Origin of the sequence: Virgibacillus salinus, assembly GCF_900102415.1 — a bacterium.
Lineage (GTDB): Bacteria > Bacillota > Bacilli > Bacillales > Amphibacillaceae > Lentibacillus > Lentibacillus subterraneus.
This window is the reverse complement of record NZ_FNKD01000001.1, coordinates 994,447-1,017,260: the sequence shown is the minus strand read 5'-3', so window position 1 is coordinate 1,017,260 and position 22,814 is coordinate 994,447. Positions and strand designations below refer to the sequence as shown.

The 22,814-nt window shown below is 38.8% G+C and carries 21 protein-coding genes, 2 tRNA genes and 1 pseudogene; 3 read left to right on the top strand and 21 right to left on the bottom strand.

Going from position 1 to position 22,814, the window contains the following annotated elements; genetic code table 11:
• Positions 1-124 precede the first annotated feature (124 nt).
• From BLS02_RS04780 to BLS02_RS04740, 9 genes are all read right to left on the bottom strand, one after another.
• A complete protein-coding gene (locus BLS02_RS04780) occupies positions 125-1,360 on the bottom strand; it encodes a threonine synthase (RefSeq protein WP_092491809.1) in 1,236 nt (411 codons plus the stop codon).
• 34 nt (positions 1,361-1,394) lie between these two features.
• Positions 1,395-2,609, bottom strand: coding sequence for a Gfo/Idh/MocA family protein (locus BLS02_RS04775; RefSeq protein WP_254788722.1), 1,215 nt, complete (start codon positions 2,607-2,609; stop codon positions 1,395-1,397).
• A gap of 16 nt (positions 2,610-2,625) precedes the next feature.
• A complete protein-coding gene (locus tag BLS02_RS04770; protein ID WP_092491807.1) occupies positions 2,626-3,522 on the bottom strand; it encodes a class II fructose-bisphosphate aldolase in 897 nt (298 codons plus the stop codon).
• 16 nt (positions 3,523-3,538) lie between these two features.
• The gene (locus tag BLS02_RS19300; protein ID WP_092491806.1) at positions 3,539-4,273 is read right to left on the bottom strand and encodes a GntR family transcriptional regulator; all 735 of its coding nucleotides are present in this window, start codon (positions 4,271-4,273) and stop codon (positions 3,539-3,541) included.
• A gap of 4 nt (positions 4,274-4,277) precedes the next feature.
• Positions 4,278-5,426 carry a diphosphate--fructose-6-phosphate 1-phosphotransferase gene (locus BLS02_RS04760; protein WP_092491805.1) on the bottom strand — a complete coding sequence of 383 codons (1,149 nt, stop codon included), beginning with the start codon at positions 5,424-5,426 and terminating at the stop codon, positions 4,278-4,280.
• A 17-nt stretch (positions 5,427-5,443) separates the two neighbouring features.
• Positions 5,444-6,784, bottom strand: coding sequence for a sulfoquinovose isomerase (gene sftI / locus BLS02_RS04755; RefSeq protein WP_092491804.1), 1,341 nt, complete (start codon positions 6,782-6,784; stop codon positions 5,444-5,446).
• Positions 6,785-7,227: 443 nt separating this feature from the next.
• Positions 7,228-7,977 (bottom strand): carbohydrate ABC transporter permease, encoded by a 750-nt coding sequence (locus tag BLS02_RS04750; RefSeq protein ID WP_425445142.1) that lies wholly within the window; start codon positions 7,975-7,977, stop codon positions 7,228-7,230.
• 77 nt (positions 7,978-8,054) lie between these two features.
• Positions 8,055-8,930, bottom strand: coding sequence for a carbohydrate ABC transporter permease (locus BLS02_RS04745; RefSeq protein ID WP_092491802.1), 876 nt, complete (start codon positions 8,928-8,930; stop codon positions 8,055-8,057).
• Positions 8,931-8,978: 48 nt separating this feature from the next.
• Positions 8,979-10,244, bottom strand: coding sequence for an ABC transporter substrate-binding protein (locus tag BLS02_RS04740; RefSeq protein ID WP_092491801.1), 1,266 nt, complete (start codon positions 10,242-10,244; stop codon positions 8,979-8,981).
• A gap of 238 nt (positions 10,245-10,482) precedes the next feature.
• Here BLS02_RS04740 and BLS02_RS19145 point away from each other — a divergent pair.
• Positions 10,483-10,614 (top strand): annotated as a pseudogene (locus BLS02_RS19145) (acyl-CoA dehydrogenase); the annotation flags it as partial.
• 54 nt (positions 10,615-10,668) lie between these two features.
• Here BLS02_RS19145 and BLS02_RS04735 read toward each other — a convergent pair.
• Together BLS02_RS04735 and BLS02_RS04730 are read right to left on the bottom strand one after the other, a co-directional pair.
• Entirely contained in the window at positions 10,669-12,387 is a 1,719-nt protein-coding gene (locus tag BLS02_RS04735) for a methyl-accepting chemotaxis protein (protein WP_092491800.1), read from the bottom strand.
• 494 nt (positions 12,388-12,881) lie between these two features.
• A complete protein-coding gene (locus BLS02_RS04730; RefSeq protein ID WP_092491799.1) occupies positions 12,882-13,712 on the bottom strand; it encodes an aldo/keto reductase in 831 nt (276 codons plus the stop codon).
• A 155-nt stretch (positions 13,713-13,867) separates the two neighbouring features.
• On the opposite strand from BLS02_RS04730, the gene BLS02_RS04725 reads away from it, so the two are divergent.
• Together BLS02_RS04725 and BLS02_RS04720 are read left to right on the top strand one after the other, a co-directional pair.
• Positions 13,868-13,933: transfer RNA gene (locus BLS02_RS04725), tRNA-Thr, on the top strand.
• 27 nt (positions 13,934-13,960) lie between these two features.
• A tRNA-Ser gene (locus BLS02_RS04720) sits at positions 13,961-14,050 on the top strand.
• A 50-nt stretch (positions 14,051-14,100) separates the two neighbouring features.
• Here the strand turns inward: BLS02_RS04720 and uxuA are convergent.
• From uxuA to hxlA, 10 genes are all read right to left on the bottom strand, one after another.
• Positions 14,101-15,174: a mannonate dehydratase gene (gene uxuA, locus BLS02_RS04715; RefSeq protein ID WP_092491798.1), complete on the bottom strand. Its 1,074-nt coding sequence runs from the start codon at positions 15,172-15,174 to the stop codon at positions 14,101-14,103.
• A 23-nt stretch (positions 15,175-15,197) separates the two neighbouring features.
• Entirely contained in the window at positions 15,198-15,818 is a 621-nt protein-coding gene (locus BLS02_RS04710) for a bifunctional 2-keto-4-hydroxyglutarate aldolase/2-keto-3-deoxy-6-phosphogluconate aldolase (RefSeq protein WP_092491797.1), read from the bottom strand.
• Positions 15,819-15,833: 15 nt separating this feature from the next.
• A complete protein-coding gene (locus BLS02_RS04705) occupies positions 15,834-16,604 on the bottom strand; it encodes a glucose 1-dehydrogenase (RefSeq protein WP_092491796.1) in 771 nt (256 codons plus the stop codon).
• A gap of 28 nt (positions 16,605-16,632) precedes the next feature.
• Positions 16,633-17,649 (bottom strand): zinc-binding alcohol dehydrogenase family protein, encoded by a 1,017-nt coding sequence (locus BLS02_RS04700; protein ID WP_092491795.1) that lies wholly within the window; start codon positions 17,647-17,649, stop codon positions 16,633-16,635.
• Positions 17,650-17,664: 15 nt separating this feature from the next.
• Positions 17,665-18,942 carry a TRAP transporter large permease gene (locus BLS02_RS04695; protein ID WP_092491794.1) on the bottom strand — a complete coding sequence of 426 codons (1,278 nt, stop codon included), beginning with the start codon at positions 18,940-18,942 and terminating at the stop codon, positions 17,665-17,667.
• Positions 18,942-19,427, bottom strand: a complete 486-nt coding sequence (locus BLS02_RS04690; RefSeq protein ID WP_092491793.1) for a TRAP transporter small permease — start codon at positions 19,425-19,427, stop codon at positions 18,942-18,944. The genes BLS02_RS04695 and BLS02_RS04690 overlap by 1 nt, the downstream gene beginning before the upstream one ends.
• A gap of 63 nt (positions 19,428-19,490) precedes the next feature.
• On the bottom strand, positions 19,491-20,501 hold the full coding sequence (locus BLS02_RS04685) for a TRAP transporter substrate-binding protein (protein WP_092491792.1): 1,011 nt from the start codon (positions 20,499-20,501) through the stop codon (positions 19,491-19,493).
• Between the two features lie 114 nt (positions 20,502-20,615).
• Positions 20,616-21,626 (bottom strand): ureidoglycolate dehydrogenase, encoded by a 1,011-nt coding sequence (allD, locus tag BLS02_RS04680; protein ID WP_092491791.1) that lies wholly within the window; start codon positions 21,624-21,626, stop codon positions 20,616-20,618.
• 14 nt (positions 21,627-21,640) lie between these two features.
• A complete protein-coding gene (gene hxlB / locus BLS02_RS04675) occupies positions 21,641-22,192 on the bottom strand; it encodes a 6-phospho-3-hexuloisomerase (protein ID WP_092491790.1) in 552 nt (183 codons plus the stop codon).
• Positions 22,192-22,809, bottom strand: coding sequence for a 3-hexulose-6-phosphate synthase (gene hxlA / locus BLS02_RS04670; protein ID WP_254788721.1), 618 nt, complete (start codon positions 22,807-22,809; stop codon positions 22,192-22,194). Before hxlA ends, hxlB begins: the two co-directional genes overlap by 1 nt.
• Positions 22,810-22,814: the final 5 nt, after the last annotated feature.

Sequence of the window (22,814 nt, the reverse complement as noted above, 5' to 3'; positions counted from 1 at the left end):
TCGTCAAATTTCACCTTTTTTCGCTCGAGCAAGTCCTTAAGTATCCGTTAATATGCAGAATTACTCCCCAAAAAGATTTTGTAAAACCATTAAAAAAAGCCACCAGTCTTATAAACCAGCAGCTTCAATCTCCTTTATAGACAGGCTCCAACTTATTAATCGAATCCTCCTTACCCAACATCCCCGGGCTCACTTCAATAATATCCGGATACTTAATACCAGCTCCTGTGTTCAGAGCAACTACAGTTTCATCCTGTCCAACCCACCCGCTTTCTCTTAAGCTGCGAATCGCTGCAAATGTAGCAGCACCTTCTGGACAAATAAAACATCCTTCCATGTTAGCCACTTTCTCCTGTTCCTTAAGCATCGATTCGTCATCGATCGCAATCGCGCAGCCATCGGTATTATAAATAGCATCTAACACTAGAAAATCTCCTAATGCTTTCGGGACATTGATACCGAATGCAACGGTTTCGGAATTCTTCCAAAACACAGATTCGTGTTTTCCTTCTTCCCATGCCTCGACAATAGGCGCACATCCCGTTGATTGAACAGCTACTAATCGGGGAAGCTTTCCTTTGACCCAGCCTAATTCCTTTAATTCGTTCAGAGCTTTATAAATTCCAATCAGACCAACGCCGCCACCAGTTGGATATAAAATGACATCAGGCATATTCCAATTAAGCTGTTCAGCGATTTCCAGCCCCATTGTTTTCTTTCCTTCAATCCGATAGGGCTCTTTCAATGTAGAGGCATCGTAAAGGTTATAGTCCTTGACCGCTTTTCCTACTATTTTTCCGGCATCACTAATGAGTCCATTCACTAAATAAAGATTGGCTCCTGATAGAGCGATTTCATTTCGGTTGATTTTGGGAGCATCTGTCGGCATCACAATGGTAGCTATTATACCAGCCCTGGCAGCATATAAAGCCCATGCTGCACCAGCGTTTCCATTTGTCGGCATTACTAGTTCCTTAACGCCAACTTCTTTTGCCTTCGATACACCAACGGCTGCCCCTCTTGCCTTAAACGTACCTGTCGGGATCAGTGCCTCATCCTTCATGTACAGACTTCCAATGGACATATCATTTCCAAGTTTCCGCAACGGGATTAATGGAGTCATACCTTCTCCCAGTGAAACGACATTAATTTCTTCCTCAACCGGAAGTAATTCGTGATACCGCCATAATGTAAGTTCCCTTGTCCCCCATTCACCGGGTGCTACATTCTTCTTCATTTTTTCCAAGTCATATGTTACTAATAAAGGTGAACCACAAGTGCATACTTGATGCTGCTCGCTGGTCCCAAATGTATTTCCACATTTCGGACAATAAAGATGCGAAATATAACTGAATTTCAACATATCCCCTCCTATCTAAAGACATGGTTGTATATCATTCCAATAGTTTCGAATAAATATCTTGTTCCAACATATCACTTACATTGATTACCTCACCGTTTTTTATGGAACGTTCAGCAGCTTCCCCGACAACAATGGACCAAAAACCTTCTTCCACTGTGGCTGTTGCTTTATAATTACCCTCTATGTTATCGATAAAATACTTGTGCTCATAATATGTGGCGCCGCTATGACCACTTCCCTGAATGACTGTTGGGTAGCAGGGGACTGCTGTTTTTGCTGTTCCGTTTTCTCCACTTAATACTTCCAGATACGTTCTGTCACCGTTTATAGGTAAAAAATCCTCTTTTTCGTACGCTTTCAGTCTGCCTCCGTCACCGCATATTGTTATTTCTTCATAAAACATAGGTGCAAACATACATAGCTGAAATTGGGCTTTGATACCATTCTCGTAATTTACCGTGACCATCGCATTGTCGATAATATTCGACTTGGTACCTTTATAATAAAAATCCGTAAAATTGACATCCATGCTGCCTGTTGCGTAAACTTTTTCCGGCCTCGATTGTGCGAATAAGTTTAATAGATCAAAGTAGTGACAGCATTTTTCAACCAGTGTTCCCCCAGAGTATTCCGAAAATTTATTCCACTGATTGACCTTATCCAAAAATGGCACACGATGCTCTACAATACTTATATTTTTGATATTTCCTGCTGATTTTCTTTCCAGCATTTCGTGAATGGCTTCCGTATAAATAGGTTTATGTCTGTATTGAAGACCAATTTGAAAAATAGAATCGTAGTCTTTTGCTATCTCTTTTATCTCCCAGGTGTCCTTTAATGTTGTTGCCATCGGCTTTTCTAATAAAATATGTTTTCCTGACTTAACTGCCTCTTTAACAATGTCAACATGTGTATAATTAGGGGTGCAAATAATTAGCCCGTCAACTTCCGAATCCTGACAAGCACTTTCTAACGTATCATAAACTTTCAATTTATTACCCGGATACTGCTGCCGAAAAAAATGACAGGTATTCTCTATACTGTTTTCATTAAGATCAAAGATACCATTGATTTTTGCCCGTCCCTCCAACATTGTAACCTTTATGTGCTCCTGGCCAATCATACCTGCACCAATTACATTAAATTTATACTTAGGGGGAGTTTTTGAGAATAAATACTTATCTTTCTCTGTTAAATAGTCTGACTTAAAAAAACCAGTATAAAAATTATTATTTGTTTCACTCACCACCTGATACACCTCCTTACAGTCGACACGCCGGAATCGAATAATTTTGAAGGACATCCGCAGCCTTATTCTGGCTCCCAAATAGATTTATTTTTTCTTTTACTTTCTCTTTCATATAGGTTTTACCTGTCCCAAGTGAATTAGCGAGTACAAATTCCTGCTGGTTTTCCTCGAACACTTTTTGAATACCGTAAGTGAAAGACTGCCTCAATTCGGTATCCACGTTAATTTTAGCAACACCTAATGAAATAGCCTTTTCTATTTGCTCATCAGGTACACCAGAACCACCATGCAAAACAATTGGCCGTCGTACAGCTTCTGTTATATCTTGTAATCTTTCAAAACGTATTTTTGGTTCTGCCTTGTAAAGACCATGTGCAGTGCCAATAGATACTGCTAAATAATCCACATCCGTTTCTTGTACAAATGAAACAGCTTCTTCTGTTGTAGTTATTAGGGCGTCTTTTTCATGAACAGTTATATCATCTTCTGTTCCTCCAATTTTTCCAATTTCACCTTCTGAACCAATGTTAAGCGCCCTGGCTATAGCCACAACTTTTTTAGTTAACGCTGTATTTTCAACAAATGATAAGGACGAGCCATCAAACATAACGGATTGAAACCCTAATTGGATCGCTTTCATCGTTTGTTGAAAATCACTGCTATGGTCAAGATGATTAGTAATTGGAACGGTGGTATTCCTCCCATACCAATCAATTAATAATTTCATTGGATCCATGCCTAAGGTTTGAATAACTTTCTGTCCTACCTGAATCATAACAGGTGACTGTTCCTCTTCTGCCGCTTCAATTATAGCTTGAACAGTTTCGGCATTGTGTGCACTAAAAGCACCTATCCCATAACCATTTCTATAAGCATGATCTAATAATAGCTTGCCATTCAGAAAAGGCATTTTTAACTTACCTCCTTTATCTGTTTAACTCAATATCATAATGATACTGATCACTGCGATATTTTGTTTTCGTATATTCAATCGGGTGGTTGTTCATACCAAAACTTAAACGATTCATCTCAAGCATCGCCTCACCGGGCCTTATACCCAGTAAATCTGCCTCGTCCTGCGTTGCATTAATCGCATAAATTTTTTCGCTTGCCTTATGAAGATAGATATTGTGGTTCTCTAAAATTTCATAATACCTTGCTGCATTCAGGTCGTATTGCATTAAAATACTCCCAATATTATATGGCCAGCACGTTCGCTCCAAAGCAATTGGCATATCATCAGCAAACCGGATTCTTTCTATTAAAAGAATAGGTTGATCTTCCTTAACAGCTAACATTGATTTTTCAGTAAATAGCATATCACTAAATTCCGTTCGTATCAGTTTTGATTGAGGAATTTGACCTTTTTCAACTACCTCCTCAGCAAATCCTTTAAGGCGGCCTAAACTCCCTACTAATCTCTGAGGTTTAACAAACGTACCTCTGCCTTGTGTTTTTTCCAGTAATCCGATTTGTACAAGAACAGAAATCGCTTGCCTAATAGTCGTTCGGCTTACGTCAAATTCTTTCATTAATTCCCGTTCGGTTGGGATCAGTGTTTGTTCTCCCCACACACCATCCTGAATGCGTTTAACCAATACATCCTTAATTTGAAGATATAAAGCCTTATTTGAGTTATGATCTAATTTATTTGCAGACATCAACTTATCTCCTTTGCAATGGCGGCGGATAAGAGGATAAGTCATAACCAATCAGTGGGCTCAGCCATTCATTATACGCTGCCTGGTCATTCAAAAATTTTGCTGGAAGTTTTCTTTCCCCGCTTTGAACAATCGTTTTAAGGGAAACTGGTGTAAACACTGATTCATATGCAGTATTTTCGGAACGCTGGAGAGATACCATGACATCTGTCGCTCCTTCTCTAAGCCAGCGGGCTCCCACACTGCCGACTTGAATGGCTTCGGTATAATCAGTTGCTGAAACGGAAGCAGAGCAGCTTCTTTGATTCATTCCTAACAATTCAGCACGCACCATGACATTCATGTGTTCATTAACCTTATTTTCAATCTCCTTTGAAATCCCTCCCAAAACGGAATGACCATTTACACGCTCTCTCTCTATTTGGCTTCCTTTATCCAAGCATACCCCTTCGCTTACAACAATCAGCGCAACACCATAATCCCGAGTTGCCTTTTTAATATGATGAAATAAAATCTCAGGTCTTAACGGCTTTTCAGGCAATGCGATAAAATGGGGACCATCGTTTTCGTATTCCTTGAGAAAACCAGAAGCTCTCGCCAACCAGCCAGCGTTTCTGCCCATTGTTTCAATAATCCGTACTTGTTCAAAATTATTCATAGCCAAGAGATCACGTCCCATATCCCTTGTCACTTGTGCCACATATCTGGCAGCACTCCCAAAACCCGGAGAATGGTCTGTTCCTGCCAAGTCATTATCCACCGTTTTGGGGAGACCTAATAGTTGCAACTGATAATGCTGACGAATAGCTTCATCTTTTATTTTGTCCATTGCCTCCATGGTTCCGTTTCCACCAATGAAGACAAGCGTATCAATCTGGAGGTCTTGGAGTACCTGTACAGATTGGCTTATTTGTTCCTCACTTAATGTATAGCGGCCGGCACCCAGAGATGCACCAGGCACTTTTTCATGTGCCAATATATTGTCAATCACGTTGTCACTAGCTTGCAGAAACTTTTCTTTTGCTAACCCTTCAAAACCGTTCCTAATGAATGTAAGGGAGTGATCCTTATATAACGCACGGACAAAAGCTGCCAACGTGGCGTTAATAACTGCTGTCGGTCCTCCAGCTTGCCCAATGGCAATATGCTTCATTGATTCCTTAGCTCCCTTCAATCCAACGTGTATACAGATACTGGTAATTGCAGCTGTTTACCTAATTCCATTAAATCACTAACAACATCTTCATAAACCATTCCGTAATGAGGTTCGAACCCTTCTTCCATTAGACCGTAAAGTGTCTCCGTCACATTCGTTTCCAGTTCAACCTCGACCGAAGTTCCATTAAAACGTTGTGGGGTATCAAGTGCCTTCCCCCTCATAACAAGCAGTCTGTATCCTCCAGTGGTATAGCCGACACGAAAGATAGTCACTATTCCTGGTTTAAGTCCGAATTCCATCGTAAATCCAAGCCCGCGATTTGGATGCACCCCAGGCTGAGCGCCCTGCTCAGGATGCGCCAATGAGTACGCTCCTGCTCCACAGTGCCATAATACAACGGAATTACTAGCTTCATTTACATGCACCATATCACCTAGGTATGGCGCTTCCCCCCCTGACAATTCTTGCAAAATAAACATTGTGAGGGCTCCATGGATATCCGATTCACAAGAGGAGACAACCCCATCCTCCGTGAATTGGGACAATGTCGAACATGCAGCAGCTCCAAGTTCATTAAAAAATTCCGGCCAGCAGCGAATAGAAAGTGCAGAAATATTTCTCCGATGTATTTCTTCCCGTACAAAAGCTGAGAACTGTGCAAATCGTTTAACCGTTTCATCAGTTGCGTTCAAACCAATAACTTGCTCCTTGGCACGGCTAATCTCCTTTTCCCATTTTTCCTCAGGCATCTGTTTACTTTTAGCGAACGCTTCCTGTAAATCCATCCGGATCACATCGATTCCAAATTGATCTTTCAGTTGTTTCTCATCTGTTCCTGAAAAATAAAACCCTGGCTGGTGATCACCCAGGACGCCAATGTTAAAATTCTTGATCCGGTCAATCAACGTTCGTATGTTAAGTTGTTGTTTTATATTTCGTTGAACCTGTGCATCCTCTGAATTACCAAACACAAATGTATAAGGATGACGATCACTTTTCAAGACATGACAAGTGCTATTTCCGCCTGTCAGTGAATTAAGCCGTAACCGCTCACCAACGCTTGGTTCTCGTATGGACCATACAATTACAGGCGCAGAGGAATGATCCAACAACATCCTGATAAATTGACCATCAGCAAATGTGACGCTTTGATAAATCGTAACGGCAACCTCATCAATGTTTATATCTAGAAGAAATTTTTGCAATGCACTAGGAGCTGTAATGATTCTTTCCGGTTCAATCAGCTCATCGGTCAAGTCATGCAAAAGGGCTGAACTATTTTGCCGCTCCTTCTCGCCTGTTTCCAGATCGAACGTTTTTCTTCCGATTGGCAGGTATAATATTTTTCCCATTGCAATCACTTCCTCCCTGGTATTTCGTGATAAAAAATGGTTCTTTTCCTATAGTTTGTTACTATCTGTACCCGCAGCCCGTATACACTTCACTTTCCGGGAGACGACTGTAGAGTTCTTCTTTTGCTCGTCGTGTAACAAGTTGGTGCTGTGATATTGCGCATAAAAGATTGCTATCGCACTGCGAGGTCTCACCGATGCCTTTGTTCGAGGCCACTGAAAGACTACCGTATCATTAACCAAGTGAAAATCACTTCCCATATTTCATTCAATAATCATCTTATAGTAGGGAGTAACATAACATTTCACTCATTCTTTACTATGTGAAGTGGAAAATAAATCTTCCTTTGCTCCCCCAGGAGTCTTCGTGTATACGGTTGTGAATAATATATGCTTAAATATTTCTTCAAAAACAACAAATCTTTTAGAAATAGCCTAAAAAATTAGCCTTTGACCGTACCGGATGTCATGCCTGCAACAAAATAACGTTGTAAAAAGATATACATGATGACCATTGGAATGGATGCAATCAGTACTCCTGTAAACAACATTGGGTAATTCGTGGAATACTGCCCTTGAAAGTCCAGTAGTGCAAGCGGCAGTGTTTTATATGCATTATCTGTAATAAACAGCAATGGAAACAGCAAATCATTCCAGTGCATCACAAACAAAAAGATGGCAGTGGCTGAAAGTGAAGGCAATGATAATGGAATAACGACTTTTGAAAAAATCCGCCAGTTGCCGGCACCATCAATGGTGGACGCTTCAAATAGTTCTTTTGGCAGTGTCTTCATAAAACCAGTCAGAATAAAAACACCAACAGGTAATGTGGAAGCTATATTAACTAAAATCAGCCCTAACAAACTGTTTGTTAATCCTAAATCTAAAACAAGTGAATATAACGGAACCATATTCACCTGGGGCGGAACCATCATGCCGACCGTAAACAATGCGAAAAGTACATTCCCCTTCCAGTTATTAAGCCGTGTTATGCCAAAAGCAATCATGGCAGCGAAAAACAAGGTGAGCGATACTGAGGAAAGGGTCACGACCGAGCTATTCACAAAATAGCCTGCCATCGTCTGTTCTTGAAAGATGTTGATAAAGTTATCGATGATGAGACCATCTACCGGTATTCCCAACGGATTATCAAACGTCTGCTCCAATGTTTTCATCGATGTCAAAACGACCATTAAAAGCGGTACAAGTATCAGAACGGCATATATAAGTACCGCAGACTTTCTAATAAACAAGCGCATTGCCCCCTTCCCTAGTAAGATACCCGGTTGGATCGCAGCACCTTAAACTGAATATACGTAATCAACGCAATAATACACATAAAGATGACTGAAATACCCGACGCATATCCAAAATCATAATTTCTGAAAGCAACGGTATAAATGTAAGTGGATATAATTTCTGTCGAATAATTTGGCCCACCGCCAGTTAAAGCGAAGATTAAATCAAAAGCCTGAAACGACTGTATTGTTGTATAGGCTATTACAATCGTCGCTGACGGTGCCAGCAATGGCCAGGTGATTTTTCGGAATAGCTGCCATTTAGAAGCTCCTTCCATTTTGGCCGCTTCATATAAATCATTCGGAATGGCATGCAGTCCAGCTACAAAAATGATTAGCATCTGACCTGCATGGAACCAAACTTGTGTAAAAGCCAACGAATAAATCGCAATATCACCGTTACCAAGCCAATTTTGTGTCAAAAATCCAATCCCTAAAAGATTCAATAATTGATTTAAAATCCCCAAATTCGGGTCATAAACAAACGCCCATATAAAAGCAACCGAAACAGATGATAAAATAGTCGGGAAGAAAAACAAGGCTCGCAGGTAGTAATTCACTTTCGTATTTTTAACCAGAATAATAGCGAATATCAAAGCTACCAAGGTTTGAAAAATGGCGACGAAAATCATAAACTCCAAGTTATTGCCTACAGACTTCATGAAGATACTATCGCCCGTAACAGCACGTTCATAATTCGCAAATCCGACATAATTAAAATCAGCACTTATTCCATCCCAATCAGTAAACGAATAATATAATGCGCTAACTGTCGGAAACAAAAAGAATATCGAATACAGTATCAAACCCGGAATAAAAAACAGATAAATCGCCTTTGAAATTTTCATGAAATCAATCCTTCTCGAAATTACTTATAAGCGAGCCTTACTTGTCATTTACTCTATATTTTCCTCAATAATTCGCTGTGCTTCTGCAGCAGCATCTTCCGGCGAGGCATCACCTAAAACATTTTCAATTGATCCAAGTACAGCATCCTCCACAGCAGCCTCTGTGATTAAATACCTTGGCTGGAAGCGTGTCTTTTTATCAGTAATCCAATGCGCCGTATTCTGAAGTTCCTCTGATTCATATTCCACATCTTTTACAGTTAAGTGCTGTCCCGTTCCATTAGCATACTGAGAAGCAATTTCAGGTTGGCTCAAAAAGTTGATAAACTGCTTCGCTTCTTCTTTCTTTTCGGAATTTTTGTTAATTGCGAGCATAAACGTAGCCGTATGGATACCTTCGTACTCTACTTCATTTTCCGGTACCGTAATTGGCGGTAAAAGGCCCAATTTAAGATCCGGATTCAACTCCTTTAACGCAGCCATATGATAGGAACCGGTAGCCAGCATTGCTGCTTCCTCATTTGCAACCATTTGCATGGCAGAGTCCTGATTTGTCCCTAAAGCGTTTTCCTGGAAGTAGCCATTCTCATTGAAATATTGAAAGTCTTCTAATGTATTAGTCCACCAATCATTTGTCAGTGACTCTTCACCACTTTCAAGTTTCTGAAAAACTTCTTCATCTTTCGCATTGTTCATCATCATGCTATTCATCGTTTGGTTCGGCCCAATATCAGCACCTGGAAATGCAACAGGAACGATATCATTTTCGATCAATGTATCCACCATTTCCTGGTACTGTGACCAGCTTTTTGGAACATCAAGTCCTAATTCCTCAAACATACCCTTGTTATATACAGGCATATTAAATACAAGCTGATACGGGATGGCTAGTTGTTTTCCATCAGCCTGACCAACGCTAATAGGTCCTTCCGAAAAGTTACCCACAAAGTCTTCATTCGTTAAATCGGTAAACAAACCCGCTTCCTTCATTGCCTCAAATTGCGATCCCGGAAATGATGTGAACACATCACCGGTAGATCCATCACGAAGCAATTGCTGTGCGTTTGACTGATACTGTTCGGACGGATAAATATTCATCTTAATATCGATGTCAGGATTTTCTTCTTCAAACTGTGCAATAATATCTTCAAATACCTCCTTATCTTCACCCCTCCAATGAATAAAACTAAGCTCAGTTGCTTCAGACGCCGATGACGAATCATCACTATCCTGTTCTTCCTGACTTGAGCTATCTGCACAAGCTGCTGCAAAAAGCATCCCTAAAAACATAAAACCGGCCAGCCACTTTTTCATGAACTAATAACCTCCTCTTATATTTGTAATAATAAATTCCTAAAGGTAGGTACCTTTTGAACCAAGATGCATGTCTTCAATTAAAACGCCTGTTTATAAAAGCGCTTTCAATAAATCTGAAAATATCTCTTATTATTAAAAAACCTATTCCTCATTTTAAATAAATAGAACTGCTTGAATAAAAAACTAGTCAAGCAGTTCTAGAATTATCACTAATGATGCAGGTTAGGGTAAATCAGCACGTAGCCTATCCAAACAAAACCCATTGCAGCGCCATTATCGTAACGTAAGAGCAGGTATCCATAACCCACCAATGGATGATATGACAATCATGCAGCTAGGGAATAAAGCAATTGAACAAAACAGCTAAAATAGTAAAAGGATCGTTCGCAATAATAGCGAGCGATCCTTTTTCAATTAATCCTTATAGTTTAAATTTCCTTACTAATCCATTCAATTCTTCTGCCAGCTTGGCAAGGTCCTCTGAGCTTGCTGCCACTTCCTCCATTGAACTGCTAGTTTGCTGCGCCGATGCAGAAGTTTGCTCAACGCCCGCAGCAGATTCTTCAGAAATAGATGCAATTTCTTCAATAGATCCATTCATTTCCTGACTCCCTGCGGAAATTTCGGATAAATTTTCAGACACAGTGTTTATACTATTAACCATTTCTTTAACGGCTGTGTTTATTCCATTAAATGTCTCACTTGTTGTTTTGATTTGTCCTGTTCCTTGTTCAACCTCACGATATCCACCTTGTAACGATTCAGATACTGCGGTTGATTCATTTTGAATACTTGCCACAATCTCTGTAATATCCGTAACAGAAACGGAAACTTGTTCAGCAAGCTTCCGAACCTCATCAGCTACTACAGCAAAGCCTTTTCCATGCTCACCAGCCCGGGCAGCTTCAATTGCTGCGTTCAACGCAAGAAGGTTTGTTTGTTCGGCAATATCTTTAATTACCGAAACCAATTTGGATATTTCCTTGGATTTGGAATCCAGACCTTCTACTTTTTCAACAGCATCTTTTACAATTTGGTCTATCCTGATCATTTGTTCTGTAGAAGATTCCATCAGCTGACTACCTTTATCTGTCATACCAAGTACGTCATTTGATGCTCTTTGGATACGTTCTCCGTTGTCATTTGCTTCCATAACCTTGGTTGAAAATGACCCCATAACCGTTGATAGTTCACTTGCACTGTTAGCCTGTGTTTCTGAACCAGAGGATAACTCCTGCATAGTTGTGGCAATTTGTTCAGATCCTGACTTTACCTCATTGGCCGACTGGGTAAGTTCCTCACTTTGGCTGTTTACCGTTTCCGAAACATTTGCTACCTGCTGAATTACATTTCGCAGGTTTGCACTCATTGTGTTCACAGCCGCAGCAAGCTTTCCAATTTCATCTTTTCCCTTATAATCAATTTTTTGCACAGTCAGGTCACCATCGGCAATTTTATTACTTACTTCAACAACACTATTCAGGTTTCGGGAAACTTTACGACTGACTATGTAAGCAAGTATTCCGCCAATGAATATAGCTGTAACTACAGATGCCACCTGGATAATAAGTGTCAAATTCTGACTTTCCTTTGTTTGTGTTATTGCCGCATCACGTTCCTCGTTAACAATGGCCCGTAAACTTTCCAATAAACCCACTGTTTTAGACCTAAGTTTGTTCGCCTGCGTTACATAGTGCTCAGCAGTTCGCTCATCACCATTTTCAATGGCATCAACAATACGTTGTTCAAACAATTTATTTATCAATTGGTCATTCTCAACAATTTTATCAAATAATTCCTGCTGTTCCTTCGTATCCATTTTATCACTCAACTGAGCTTCCAAAACATCGAACTGATTGCTACTCGCCGCATATTCATCAGCAATTTCCTGATCCTGATTTTCAAGGTATTCGACAATACGAATACCTTTAGACCTTGTCAGTGAACCCATTTCAGTAAGATTGATAGACCTGTCTCCTCTTCTTTCCAATGCATCAACATTATCCCCGATATTTGAAATTAACATTGTTGCCGTCCCAGTTGAAGCTCCAAATAAAATAAAAACTAAAATTAATATAAGACCGTACTTCTTCCCAATCGATATATCCTTGAAGTTGAATTTAAATTTGTTTTTAAACATTCCCGACTTCCCCTCTATCTCTATTAACTTAATATTAAGTTATGTCTCTCCTATTAATATCGACATAAAGTACCTGTTTGTTAATATTAAAAAACTAGACTTATCGCCAAGCATTAATGACTAAAGCCTTAGTCGCACTTATGCAGTAAGAAAGGATTTATTCTTTCTTAACTGCTAAAAAAAGCTATTCTACTAATATAATAGAATAGCCAAGTTTTAGAGTAATAATAATATTAAGCCGTTTGGCAGTCAAAGCGATCATAGCAACTTCAATATTTCAATCAGTTTGCGTTTATAAGTCAACTACAGGACTTTACTAATGGTACTAAAATCATATTAATGATTACTAAACAAAAATTTAGAAAACTAGACTTATCGCCAAGCCTTAATGGCGAAAGCCTTAGTTGCACTTATGCAGTAAGAAAGGATTTATACTTTCTTAACTGCCAACAAGTTTCTGTATATTTTGGAAAGAACAGCCAATCAAGCTTTTATCAAACATCAAAACTGTCAGGATTTCCACCACTGCGATCATTAATATTTAAACCGCTGATCCGTTCGATATCTTCCTCCGTTAATGAAAAATCAAATATATTCGCATTCTCGATAATCCGGTGTTCTTTTACCGACTTAGGAATCGTAATAACATTCGTTTGTATATCCCATCTTAAAATCACTTGTGCTGCAGACTTATTATATTTTTCGGCAATTTCAACTATAGTCGGTTCATCCAAGAGACCGCCTCTTTTAAGCGGAGACCATGCTTCTAGTTGGATGCTTCTGTCTTCACAAAATGATTTAAGCTCTGGTTGTGTAAGATGAGGATGATGTTCCACCTGATTTATCGCTGGTCTAACATCACAATCAGCCAACAGACTTTCTAAGTGCTGTACATGGAAATTACTCACACCAATTGACTTGACCTTTCCATCTTCATACAATTTCTCCATTGCTCTCCACGTGTCTTTAAACTTTCCACTGACCGGCCAATGAATTAAGTAGAGATCAAGATAATCCAACCCTAGTTTCTTAAGACTTGATTCAAATGCCTTTAATGTATTATCATAACCTTGCTCATCATTCCATACCTTTGACGTAACAAAGATTTCCTCTCTCGGTATTCCAGATTGCCTAATTCCTTCTCCTACTCCTGTTTCATTTTCATAGAAAGACGCAGTATCAATACTTCTGTAACCATAGTTTAGGGCCGCCTTAACCGCCTCAGTCGCAACTTCTCCATCTTCAACTTTGTAGACGCCGAGACCAAATCCAGGCATCTTTACACCATTATTTAATGTGACTGTATCCTGCAGACTATTTATCATAATTATTACCTCCACATACAATTATTTATTTTAAATCCTATCCTACTTTAAAGCTATAAATCAAATCATAATAACATTTATCCGTAAAAATATAGACGAATTACATACTTAAAGAAAATACAAAATTGAAGTATTATTTTTATTGTAATTAAGTGGCTGGTGTAGCACAGTTGGCAGTGATGTTCACTCGTAATGAAGAGATTCGAATCCTCTCACCAGCATCCTCGTAATCTCTGCTAGTAAAATATGGAGAAATACCCAAGTCTGGCTGAAGGGGATGCACTCGAAATGCATTAGGGCGGGTAACCGTCGCGTGGGTTCGAATCCCACTTTCTCCTTTTCTATCATAATAGAAAAAAATCGGATAGTGAAAGACACTATCCGGCTTTTACTGACTTTCCTTTTTAAATCTATCAAATGAATCCCATAATCCCCATAAATACATAATTCCGAGTGCTCGATCATAAAGTCCGTAACCTGGTCTACTATTTTCTCCCCATATATGTCTACCGTGATCAGGCCTAACGTATCCGGAGAAACCTGTATCATGATAAGCCTTTACAATATTATTGATGTCAACACTTCCATCTTTTGTACGATGAGATGTTTCTATAAAATCCCCGTTATCGTACGTTTTCACATTTCTAATATGAGCAAAGTGAATTCGGGCTGAAAATTCACGAACCATATTAGTAATATCATTATTAGGGTTTGCACCGAGCGAACCACTACATAAAGTTAAACCATTATACGGGTCATCTACCAGTTTTAAAAACCTTTGGATATTTTCCCTATTAGTTATAATTCGTGGCAAACCAAATACTGACCAAGGTGGATCGTCGGGATGAATCGCCATTTTTATATTGTTTTCTTTAGCAACTGGTATAACTCTTTCAAGAAAGTATTGAAGGTTGGACCATAAATCTTCTTCTGTTACCTGTTTATACTGTTCAAATAGCTTAGATAAATGTTCAAGTCTTTCTGGCTCCCAGCCTGGCATAGTAAACGAAGAATTATTAGAAATCATTTCCACTAGTTCCACTGGATCAGATTCCTTTATTTTTTCATTTTCAAAAAATAAGGCTGTTGATCCATCCTCCATTCCCTTAAACAATTCAGTCCGTGTCCAATCAAAAACCGGCATGAAATTATAACAAATAACTTTCACACCCGCTTTTGCCAAATTCTCAATAGTCTTGATATAATTATTGATATATTTTTCACGTGAAGGTAATCCCAGTTTTATATCCTCATGTATGTTAACACTTTCTACAACATCTATATTTAAGCCGTAATTCTCTACTTCTTTTTTCACCTCTAAAATTTTTTCCTCAGGCCATTCTTCTCCCGCTGGCACGTCATGAAGAGCCCATGCCACACCTTCTACACCAGGTATTTGTTTGATATGATCTAACTCAATTGTATCGTTTCCTTTTCCAAACCACCTTACTATCATTCTCATATATTGTTACACCCCCCATCAACTTATTTCAAACTTGAAACTTTAAAAACAAATTCCCTGGATGCGTTCTCGGTATCCTTTAAACTTCCTTTAATCAATGAGCTCCCTACTCCTACAACTTCAGCACCGTTCTTAAACCAATCGTCAATATTAGATAAATCCACTCCACCTGTTGGCATAATAGACAGTTGCGGTAATGGTGCTTTGAATTGCTTTATTGCCTTAGGTCCGAAAACACCACCGGGAAATAGTTTAATCATTGAACAGCCTGATGAAAGAGCAGTCATCATCTCAGACACTGTCATGCACCCTGGCAAATATGGAATTTGATATAGATTGCACAGTGATGCAGTTTCTTTATCAAAACCTGGACTTACAATGTATTCCGCACCAGATTGCATTGCCATCCTAGCTGTAGTTGCATCCAACACAGTTCCTGCACCAACCAGAACATCAGGAAAGCGTTCGGACAACGTTTTAATTGCTTCTTCCACTTGAGGAATTGTATATGTTAACTCAACGCTAGTAATCCCACCCCGAATACACGCTTCCGAGGATTCAATAGCTTTTTGACTTGACTCCGCACGAATTACAGCTACTATTTTTGATTCTTTTAATTTTTGTAATGTATCGATCATTTGCATAGCATTCACTCCCTGCTAAATTTTGGTTGCACCAAATCCTCCGTCTACAGTTATCATTGAACCAGTAACAAAACCAGCTGCTTTTTCAGATGCTAACCAAATTACAGCCCCTTGTAATTCTTCAGGATTCCCAAATCGTTTCATAGGTGTGTGGTCCATGATTGATTTCACACGATCCTCCGTAAGAATTTTGCGATTTTGTTCTGCTGGGAAGAAGCCTGGAATGATAGCATTTACTCTTATATTATCCGGAGCCAGCTCCTGTGCCATAAATTCTGTAATACTATTAATAGCAGCTTTGGAAGCAGAATATGTTACTACTTTTGTCAGCGGCGTAATGGAGGAAACAGAAGAAACATTAATTATGCTTCCACCTCGTTCTCTTTCTTTGTTCCTACGCGCAAATTCCTGGCATGTAAACATTACAGACTTCAAATTAACATCCATTATACTATCCCACTCGTCTTCTTTTATATCAAAAAAAGGTGTTGAGCTATTAACCCCTGTGGCATTAATTAAAATGTCCCAGCCACCATACTTTTTATCAATCGCTTCAGCCGCTTCTTTAATAGAGTCCATCTGCAACACATCTAATTTTATAAAATCTGCTTTTACATCATACTGTTTAATCTCCTTTAAAATGGAATTTGCTTTATCCTCATTTCGGCCAGTTAAAACTATATCTGCTCCACTTTGCGCCAAGCCTAGTGCCATAGATGAACCAAGTGTGCTTGTACCACCCATAACAACTGCAATTTTATTATGCAAATTAAACATTTCATTCATTAAAAAAACCTCCAAATATTTTGCCATCCTACAGTTTAATTATTACTTTACGTACTCCAGAAGGCATTTCTTCCATTAATTTAAAAGCTTCTTGAACATCATCTAAAGCAAACTCATGACTTATTAAGTCTTTCACATCAAAGTCTTTCGAATTAAACAATTCAACAACCTTAGGAAAACGATGCGTCTGTAGTCTTGAACCACATATAGTTAACTCTTTCTTTGTGATATTTACTTGTGCTATACGAGAAACATCTACATGGAACCCTAATAAAACCACTCTTGCTGCAACAGATGTTACATCGATTGCTTGCTCAGCTGTTTTTGGAGTTCCTACGGCGTCAATTACTACGTTTGCACCCATTTCACTTGTCCAGTTAGAAAGTGCTTCGCTAACATCCTGGTCTCGAGGATTTATTATAAGATCTGCTCCCCACTTACGAGCGAAATCTAACCTTTCCTGATTAAAATCAGATATAGCTACTTTTGCTCCTGCATTCAAGGCCATTTTCAAACAGCATAATCCAATTGGTCCGGCACCTATTATATAGACCATATCTTCATTCTGAATTTGACCACGATATGTTGCTTGTGCACCAATTGAAAAAGGTTCAATTAAAGCAATCTCGGACCAGTCAAGCGAAGAATCCACACGATGAACAAGGTTCTCAGGCATTACAGTTACTTCACGCCCACCACCTTCTCTATGAACACCATATACTTCTACATGCTCACATACATTTGGACGCCCCTGCTTACAAGCATAGCATTCACCGCAGGATGTCATTGGTTCAATTACGACTTTGTCACCAACGCTTAAGCCTGACACAGCATCGCCTATACCCTCTATTTCACCTGCTACTTCGTGGCCGATAATTCGAGGGTAAGAAGCAAAAGGATTCTGCCCATGTAGAATGTGCATATCAGACCCACAAATTCCCATTGCCTTCATACGAACCTTTACTTCATTCGATTTCATTAGTTTAGGTTCTTCTACTTCAGCCACGCGTAAATCATGTGGCTCCTTTACTTGTATTGCTCTCATCTATATACCTCCGATCTAATTATCAAAAAGACTTGGTAAAAACAGAGTGATTTCAGGGATGAACGCCACTAATAATAATACAATTAAGCTTACAGCAAGAAATGGCAATAATGCTACCGAAGCTCGCCCAATTGATACTTTCCCAATACTGGAAGCCACGAATAAACATACCCCTACTGGTGGTGTTGACAGGCCAATCATTAGGTTCAATACCATCATGACACCAAAATGAACCGGATCCATACCAAGCTGTGTTGCAATTGGTAATAGTACAGGGAAAAGAATAACGATAGCCGCTATAGTTTCCATAAATGTACCAACAAACAATAATAATAAATTTATCAATAAAATAATTATTATTGGATTATCAGAAATAGATAAGATAAAATCAGCAACTAACTGTGGTATTCGCTCACTTACCAATATCCATCCAAATAAATTTGCAAATCCAACGAGAACCATAATACCAGCAGCACCAACCATTGAATCTAGTATAATCTTTGGCATTTCACGAATCTTCAAGTCCCTGTAAATAAATAGTCCTACTAAAGTCGCGTATACCACTGCTACAATAGATGCTTCAGTTGGTGTGAAATAACCACTGAGTATGCCAAATAATATAACTACCGTCATCATTAAGGCCCAAAACGCACCCCAAAAAGACTTGAATATAACTGGGAAACTTTGCCGTTCTCCCCTAGGATACTTACGTTTAGCAGAGATAACATACGTAACAATCATTAGTCCTGTAGCAAGTAATATTCCAGGAATTACTCCGGCAATAAATAAGTCACCTATGGAAACTGTTGCCAATGTACCCAGAATAATCATTGGCAATGATGGTGGGATAATTGGACCAATCGTTGAGGATGATGATGTAACAGCAACTGAAAAAGATGCATCATACCCCTCCTTTTTCATAGAAGGAATCATAACCGAACCGATACTTGCTGTATCCGCAAGCGCTGTTCCGGATATTCCAGCAAAACCCATTGAAGCACCAACATTTGCTAAACCTAGACCTCCACGAATATGACCTACAATATTATTCGTAAATGCGATAATTCTTTTTGTTATCCCACCTGCATTCATCAAGTTTCCAGCTAAGATAAAACCAGGTATACAGAGCAAAGTGAATGAATTAATCCCTTCAAACATTTTTTGCGGGATAATCGATAAAGATATATCAGTTAAGAGAAGGTAAATTAGCGAGGATAAACCCAAACTAAAAGCGATTGGAACACCAACAAAAATCATTACGATAAATGACAAAAATAAAATCAGTGCCATCATTATTCAACACCCTCTTCCCTCTTAACGGTATTTTCCTTTAGAACATGAATTATATTTAAGAAGCTATACAAAGCTAGAAACAGAAGTGTTATTGACATACTTAAGTAGACATAAAACATATCAAGTCCCAGAGTTGCAGATGTTTGCCCCTCTCCGAGCATTGCAAATTCATATGCATACGTAACAAGCACTCCTGAAAATACACCTAATACCAGATAAATAAATGCATTATAGAACTTCTTTATTCTATTTGGGAGGAATCCAACAAGCAAATCCACTGTAATATACTCCCTTTTCTCCATTGCTACTGGTGCTCCAAATGCAATAGAATAAACAAATAAGTATCTTGACAACTCTTCCGTCCATACAAAAGTTAATGGTGAATATCTACCAGTGATTTGGATAAGAACAACTACAATCAAAGCAGAAAACGTTAGAACTGTTAAGAATTTAAGTATCCTGCTGAAAACATTTACCGCTTTCATGGTTTCACCTCATTTAAAAAGATTAAGGGGGGAACATCTACTAAGAGATGCTCCCGATATTCATTATTCTGCTGCGCTTAGAATTTTTTCATAAAGTGCTAATTGTTCCTCTGAAAGGCTATTTTGTACCGCTGGTTTCATTGCTTCAGCAAAAGCATCTTGATCAACTTCAACGAATTCCATGCCCTTATCTTCCAACTTTTGAACATATCCTTCTGTTTCAGTTTTATATAAATCCATGCCGAATGCCTGTGCTTCTTCTGCAGCCTCTTTTACTGCTGCTTGCATATCTTCATTCAACGAGTTTAACTGTTCGTTTCCTACAACAACATAAATCCAGCTGCGAACGTGTTCTGTTTTGTTAACGTAGTCTTGTACTTCAAAGAAACTTGCACTATGAATTAAATCAACTGGGTTTTCCTGGCCATCAATAACACCTTGTTGTAGTCCTGTAAATACTTCACTAAAATCCATTACCTGTGGACGAGCTCCAGCTTCTTTCCATGAATCCATGAATAATGGAACGTTAGGAACTCTCATTTTAAATCCTTCTAAATCAGAAGGTGATTTAATTGGTTCGTTTGATGTTAGATTACGTGGAGCACGCAAATGATAGTACAATGGTGTCACGCCAACTTTTTCTTTGACGGCGCTTTCAATTTCCTCACCAATATCTCCTTCTACAACACTCTTAACATGTTCTTCATCTTTAAATGCGTATGGCACTGCCATTAGAGCAGCTTCGGGTGCCCAGTTTTGCATCGTTTCACCAGAAATAGTCATATCAACAGTTCCAGCTTCAATACCATTTAGTACTTCTGTTTCACTTCCTAATTGCTCGTTTGGATAAATTTCGATTTCTAATTTACCATCTGTTTTTTCACTAACTAATTCTGAAAATTTTACTGCAGTTTTATGCCATTGGTGATCTTCATTAGATAAATGACCAAGCTTCCAAGTAGTTGTTTCTCCTTCACTACCGCTGCTTTCCCCATTTGATGATTCATCTCCACCACAAGCTGCCAAAATAAAAATTAGTGATAGCCCCATTAATAAGCCAATAACTCTCTTCATAATATTAATCCTCCCTGGAAATATAATTTGTTGTTCTCTTAGTCACCGTTTTCATTTAAGAATATTTAGTATATTTAATAAATTAATCCCCCCTTTAACGTAATAAAGATTAGATTATGAAGTTAAATATTCATAAATACTTTCAGGAATAGGTATACCACTATTCATTCGTTCTTTCTCTTTCAATTGCTCAGGTTCTCCTGGCACCATAACTGAATTAAACCCTTCTGCAGGTTCAAGCTGGTGTAATTCGTCAATCATATTGTCAATGTTTTCAAGGAATTGATCTTTTTCAATGAATAATCCTGGATCAACCGTTAAAATCACATGTCCCAAACGACGGTTATTATTATAATCACCATACATAGTAGCGATATTTGTTCCGAATGCAGAACCTGTTAAAATTCCGGAAAGTACATCTACGGTTAGAGCTAGTCCGTATCCTTTTGGACCACCGATAGGCAATAGGTTTTTTACTAAGTTAGGATCTGTAACAGGATTCCCGTTGGCATCTACACCCCAATTATCCGGTATGGATTTACCAGTTTCTCTAGCATGTAGTACTTTTCCTAATGCTACGTTACTTGTAGCCATATCAAGTATAATTGGCTTGTTATTTTTTGCTGGAAATCCATATGCTATAGGGTTTGTACCAAAATACGGCTCAGATCCGCCAAATGGAACCACTGCACTGTCTGTTTGAGTCATTACCATACTTACAACTTCTTCTTTTGCAGCTTGTTCTGCAAAATAGGATAGAGCACCACAATGACTGCTGTTAACAATTCCAACCATGCCAATTCCGTTTTTCTTCGCTAAATCAATTGCTTTATCCATCGCTTCTTTAGTAATAACATGACCCATTCCATTATCACCATCGAATAATGCTGCTGTTTTACCTCTATCCTCAACATTAAAATCCGGATTTGGATTCATTCCGCCTTCATTCATTCGTTTCACATAATGTTCTGTTCGCAACACTCCGTGAGAGCTTACTCCTCTAGAGTCAGCATGTACCAAAACATCTGCAACTACTAATGCATGTTCTTTACTTACATTTGCTTCAGTTAATTTGTTTACAACAAGTGATTTTAATTCTTTCTCTTGAACTATTACGTCTGTCATCTATATCTTCCTTTCTAGTCAAGGTTCTCATGCTGCCTCTTCATATAATAATTAATGTCATCACGGCTTTGAGTTAAGGAAATTACGATTGCATCTAGTAAAATATGAACACTTTGATCAAACTGATTACCCATCGGTTGAATTGTTGCAGGTTCTTCCGGACGTCTTAGCTTAGTTGCAGCAGGGACCTGGATAGTTTCATCAGCTAGATGACTAAGTTCGGAGTCAGCTGCAGTTGTAACTAATAATAAGGTTGCTCCTGATTTCTTTACCTGTTCAGCAGCCGATAAAAGTGAGGTTGAATTCCCCGATCCACTAATCTCCACCAAAACATCATTTTTTTGAATACTGGGCGTTATTGTTTCACCTTTGACAAAAACGTCGTAACCTGCATGCATTAACCGCATGGCGAACGCTTTTCCCATTAGACCTGAGCGACCTTCACCGGCAACAAATATTCGGTCTGCCTTATTAAGTTCATTTGAAAATGACTCAATTTGGTTTTCATCAAGCTGTTCGGCAACTTGCTTTAGTTCCTCAAGAATTTTTAAATGAGTTTTCTTCATTACTTTCCAATCACCTCCTGCATATTTTTAGCTGCTTGTTCAGGATTCAGAGAGCCCGTAATATAGCTTCCGATAATATACACGTTAGGATTTAGTTTCGAAAAGTACTGAACGCACTCTGGGTCAATACCTCCAGCTACAAAAATGGTAAAGCCTTCAAGTACATCTTGATAATTTTCCAGAATTTCCAAGGATGTTTCACCTTGCATGTCCTTTCCAATATGCATTGATACTGCCTTTACACCAATTTCCTTCAACTCTAAAATACGATCCTTTGTTGTTATACCAAGTAAGTCTACAACAATATGTTTTCTGTGTTCTTCAGCAACTTGTAATGAGTCTATTATTGTTTTATCTGCCGAAAAACCCATTACAGTTGTATAATCTGCACCAGCTTCGAAGGCTTGATGCGTCTCATGCTTTCCTGCATCACATGTTTTCATATCAGCCAAAATCTCTTTTTCAGGGTACCTTTCTTTCATCTCCTGAACGATTGACATTCCGTATTGCTTTATAACACCAGTTCCAATTTCAATGTAATCAATATATCTATTAATTTGGGCAACTATCTTGAAGCATTCTTCCTTACCCATTCGGTCGAGAGCTATTTGAATCATCAAGA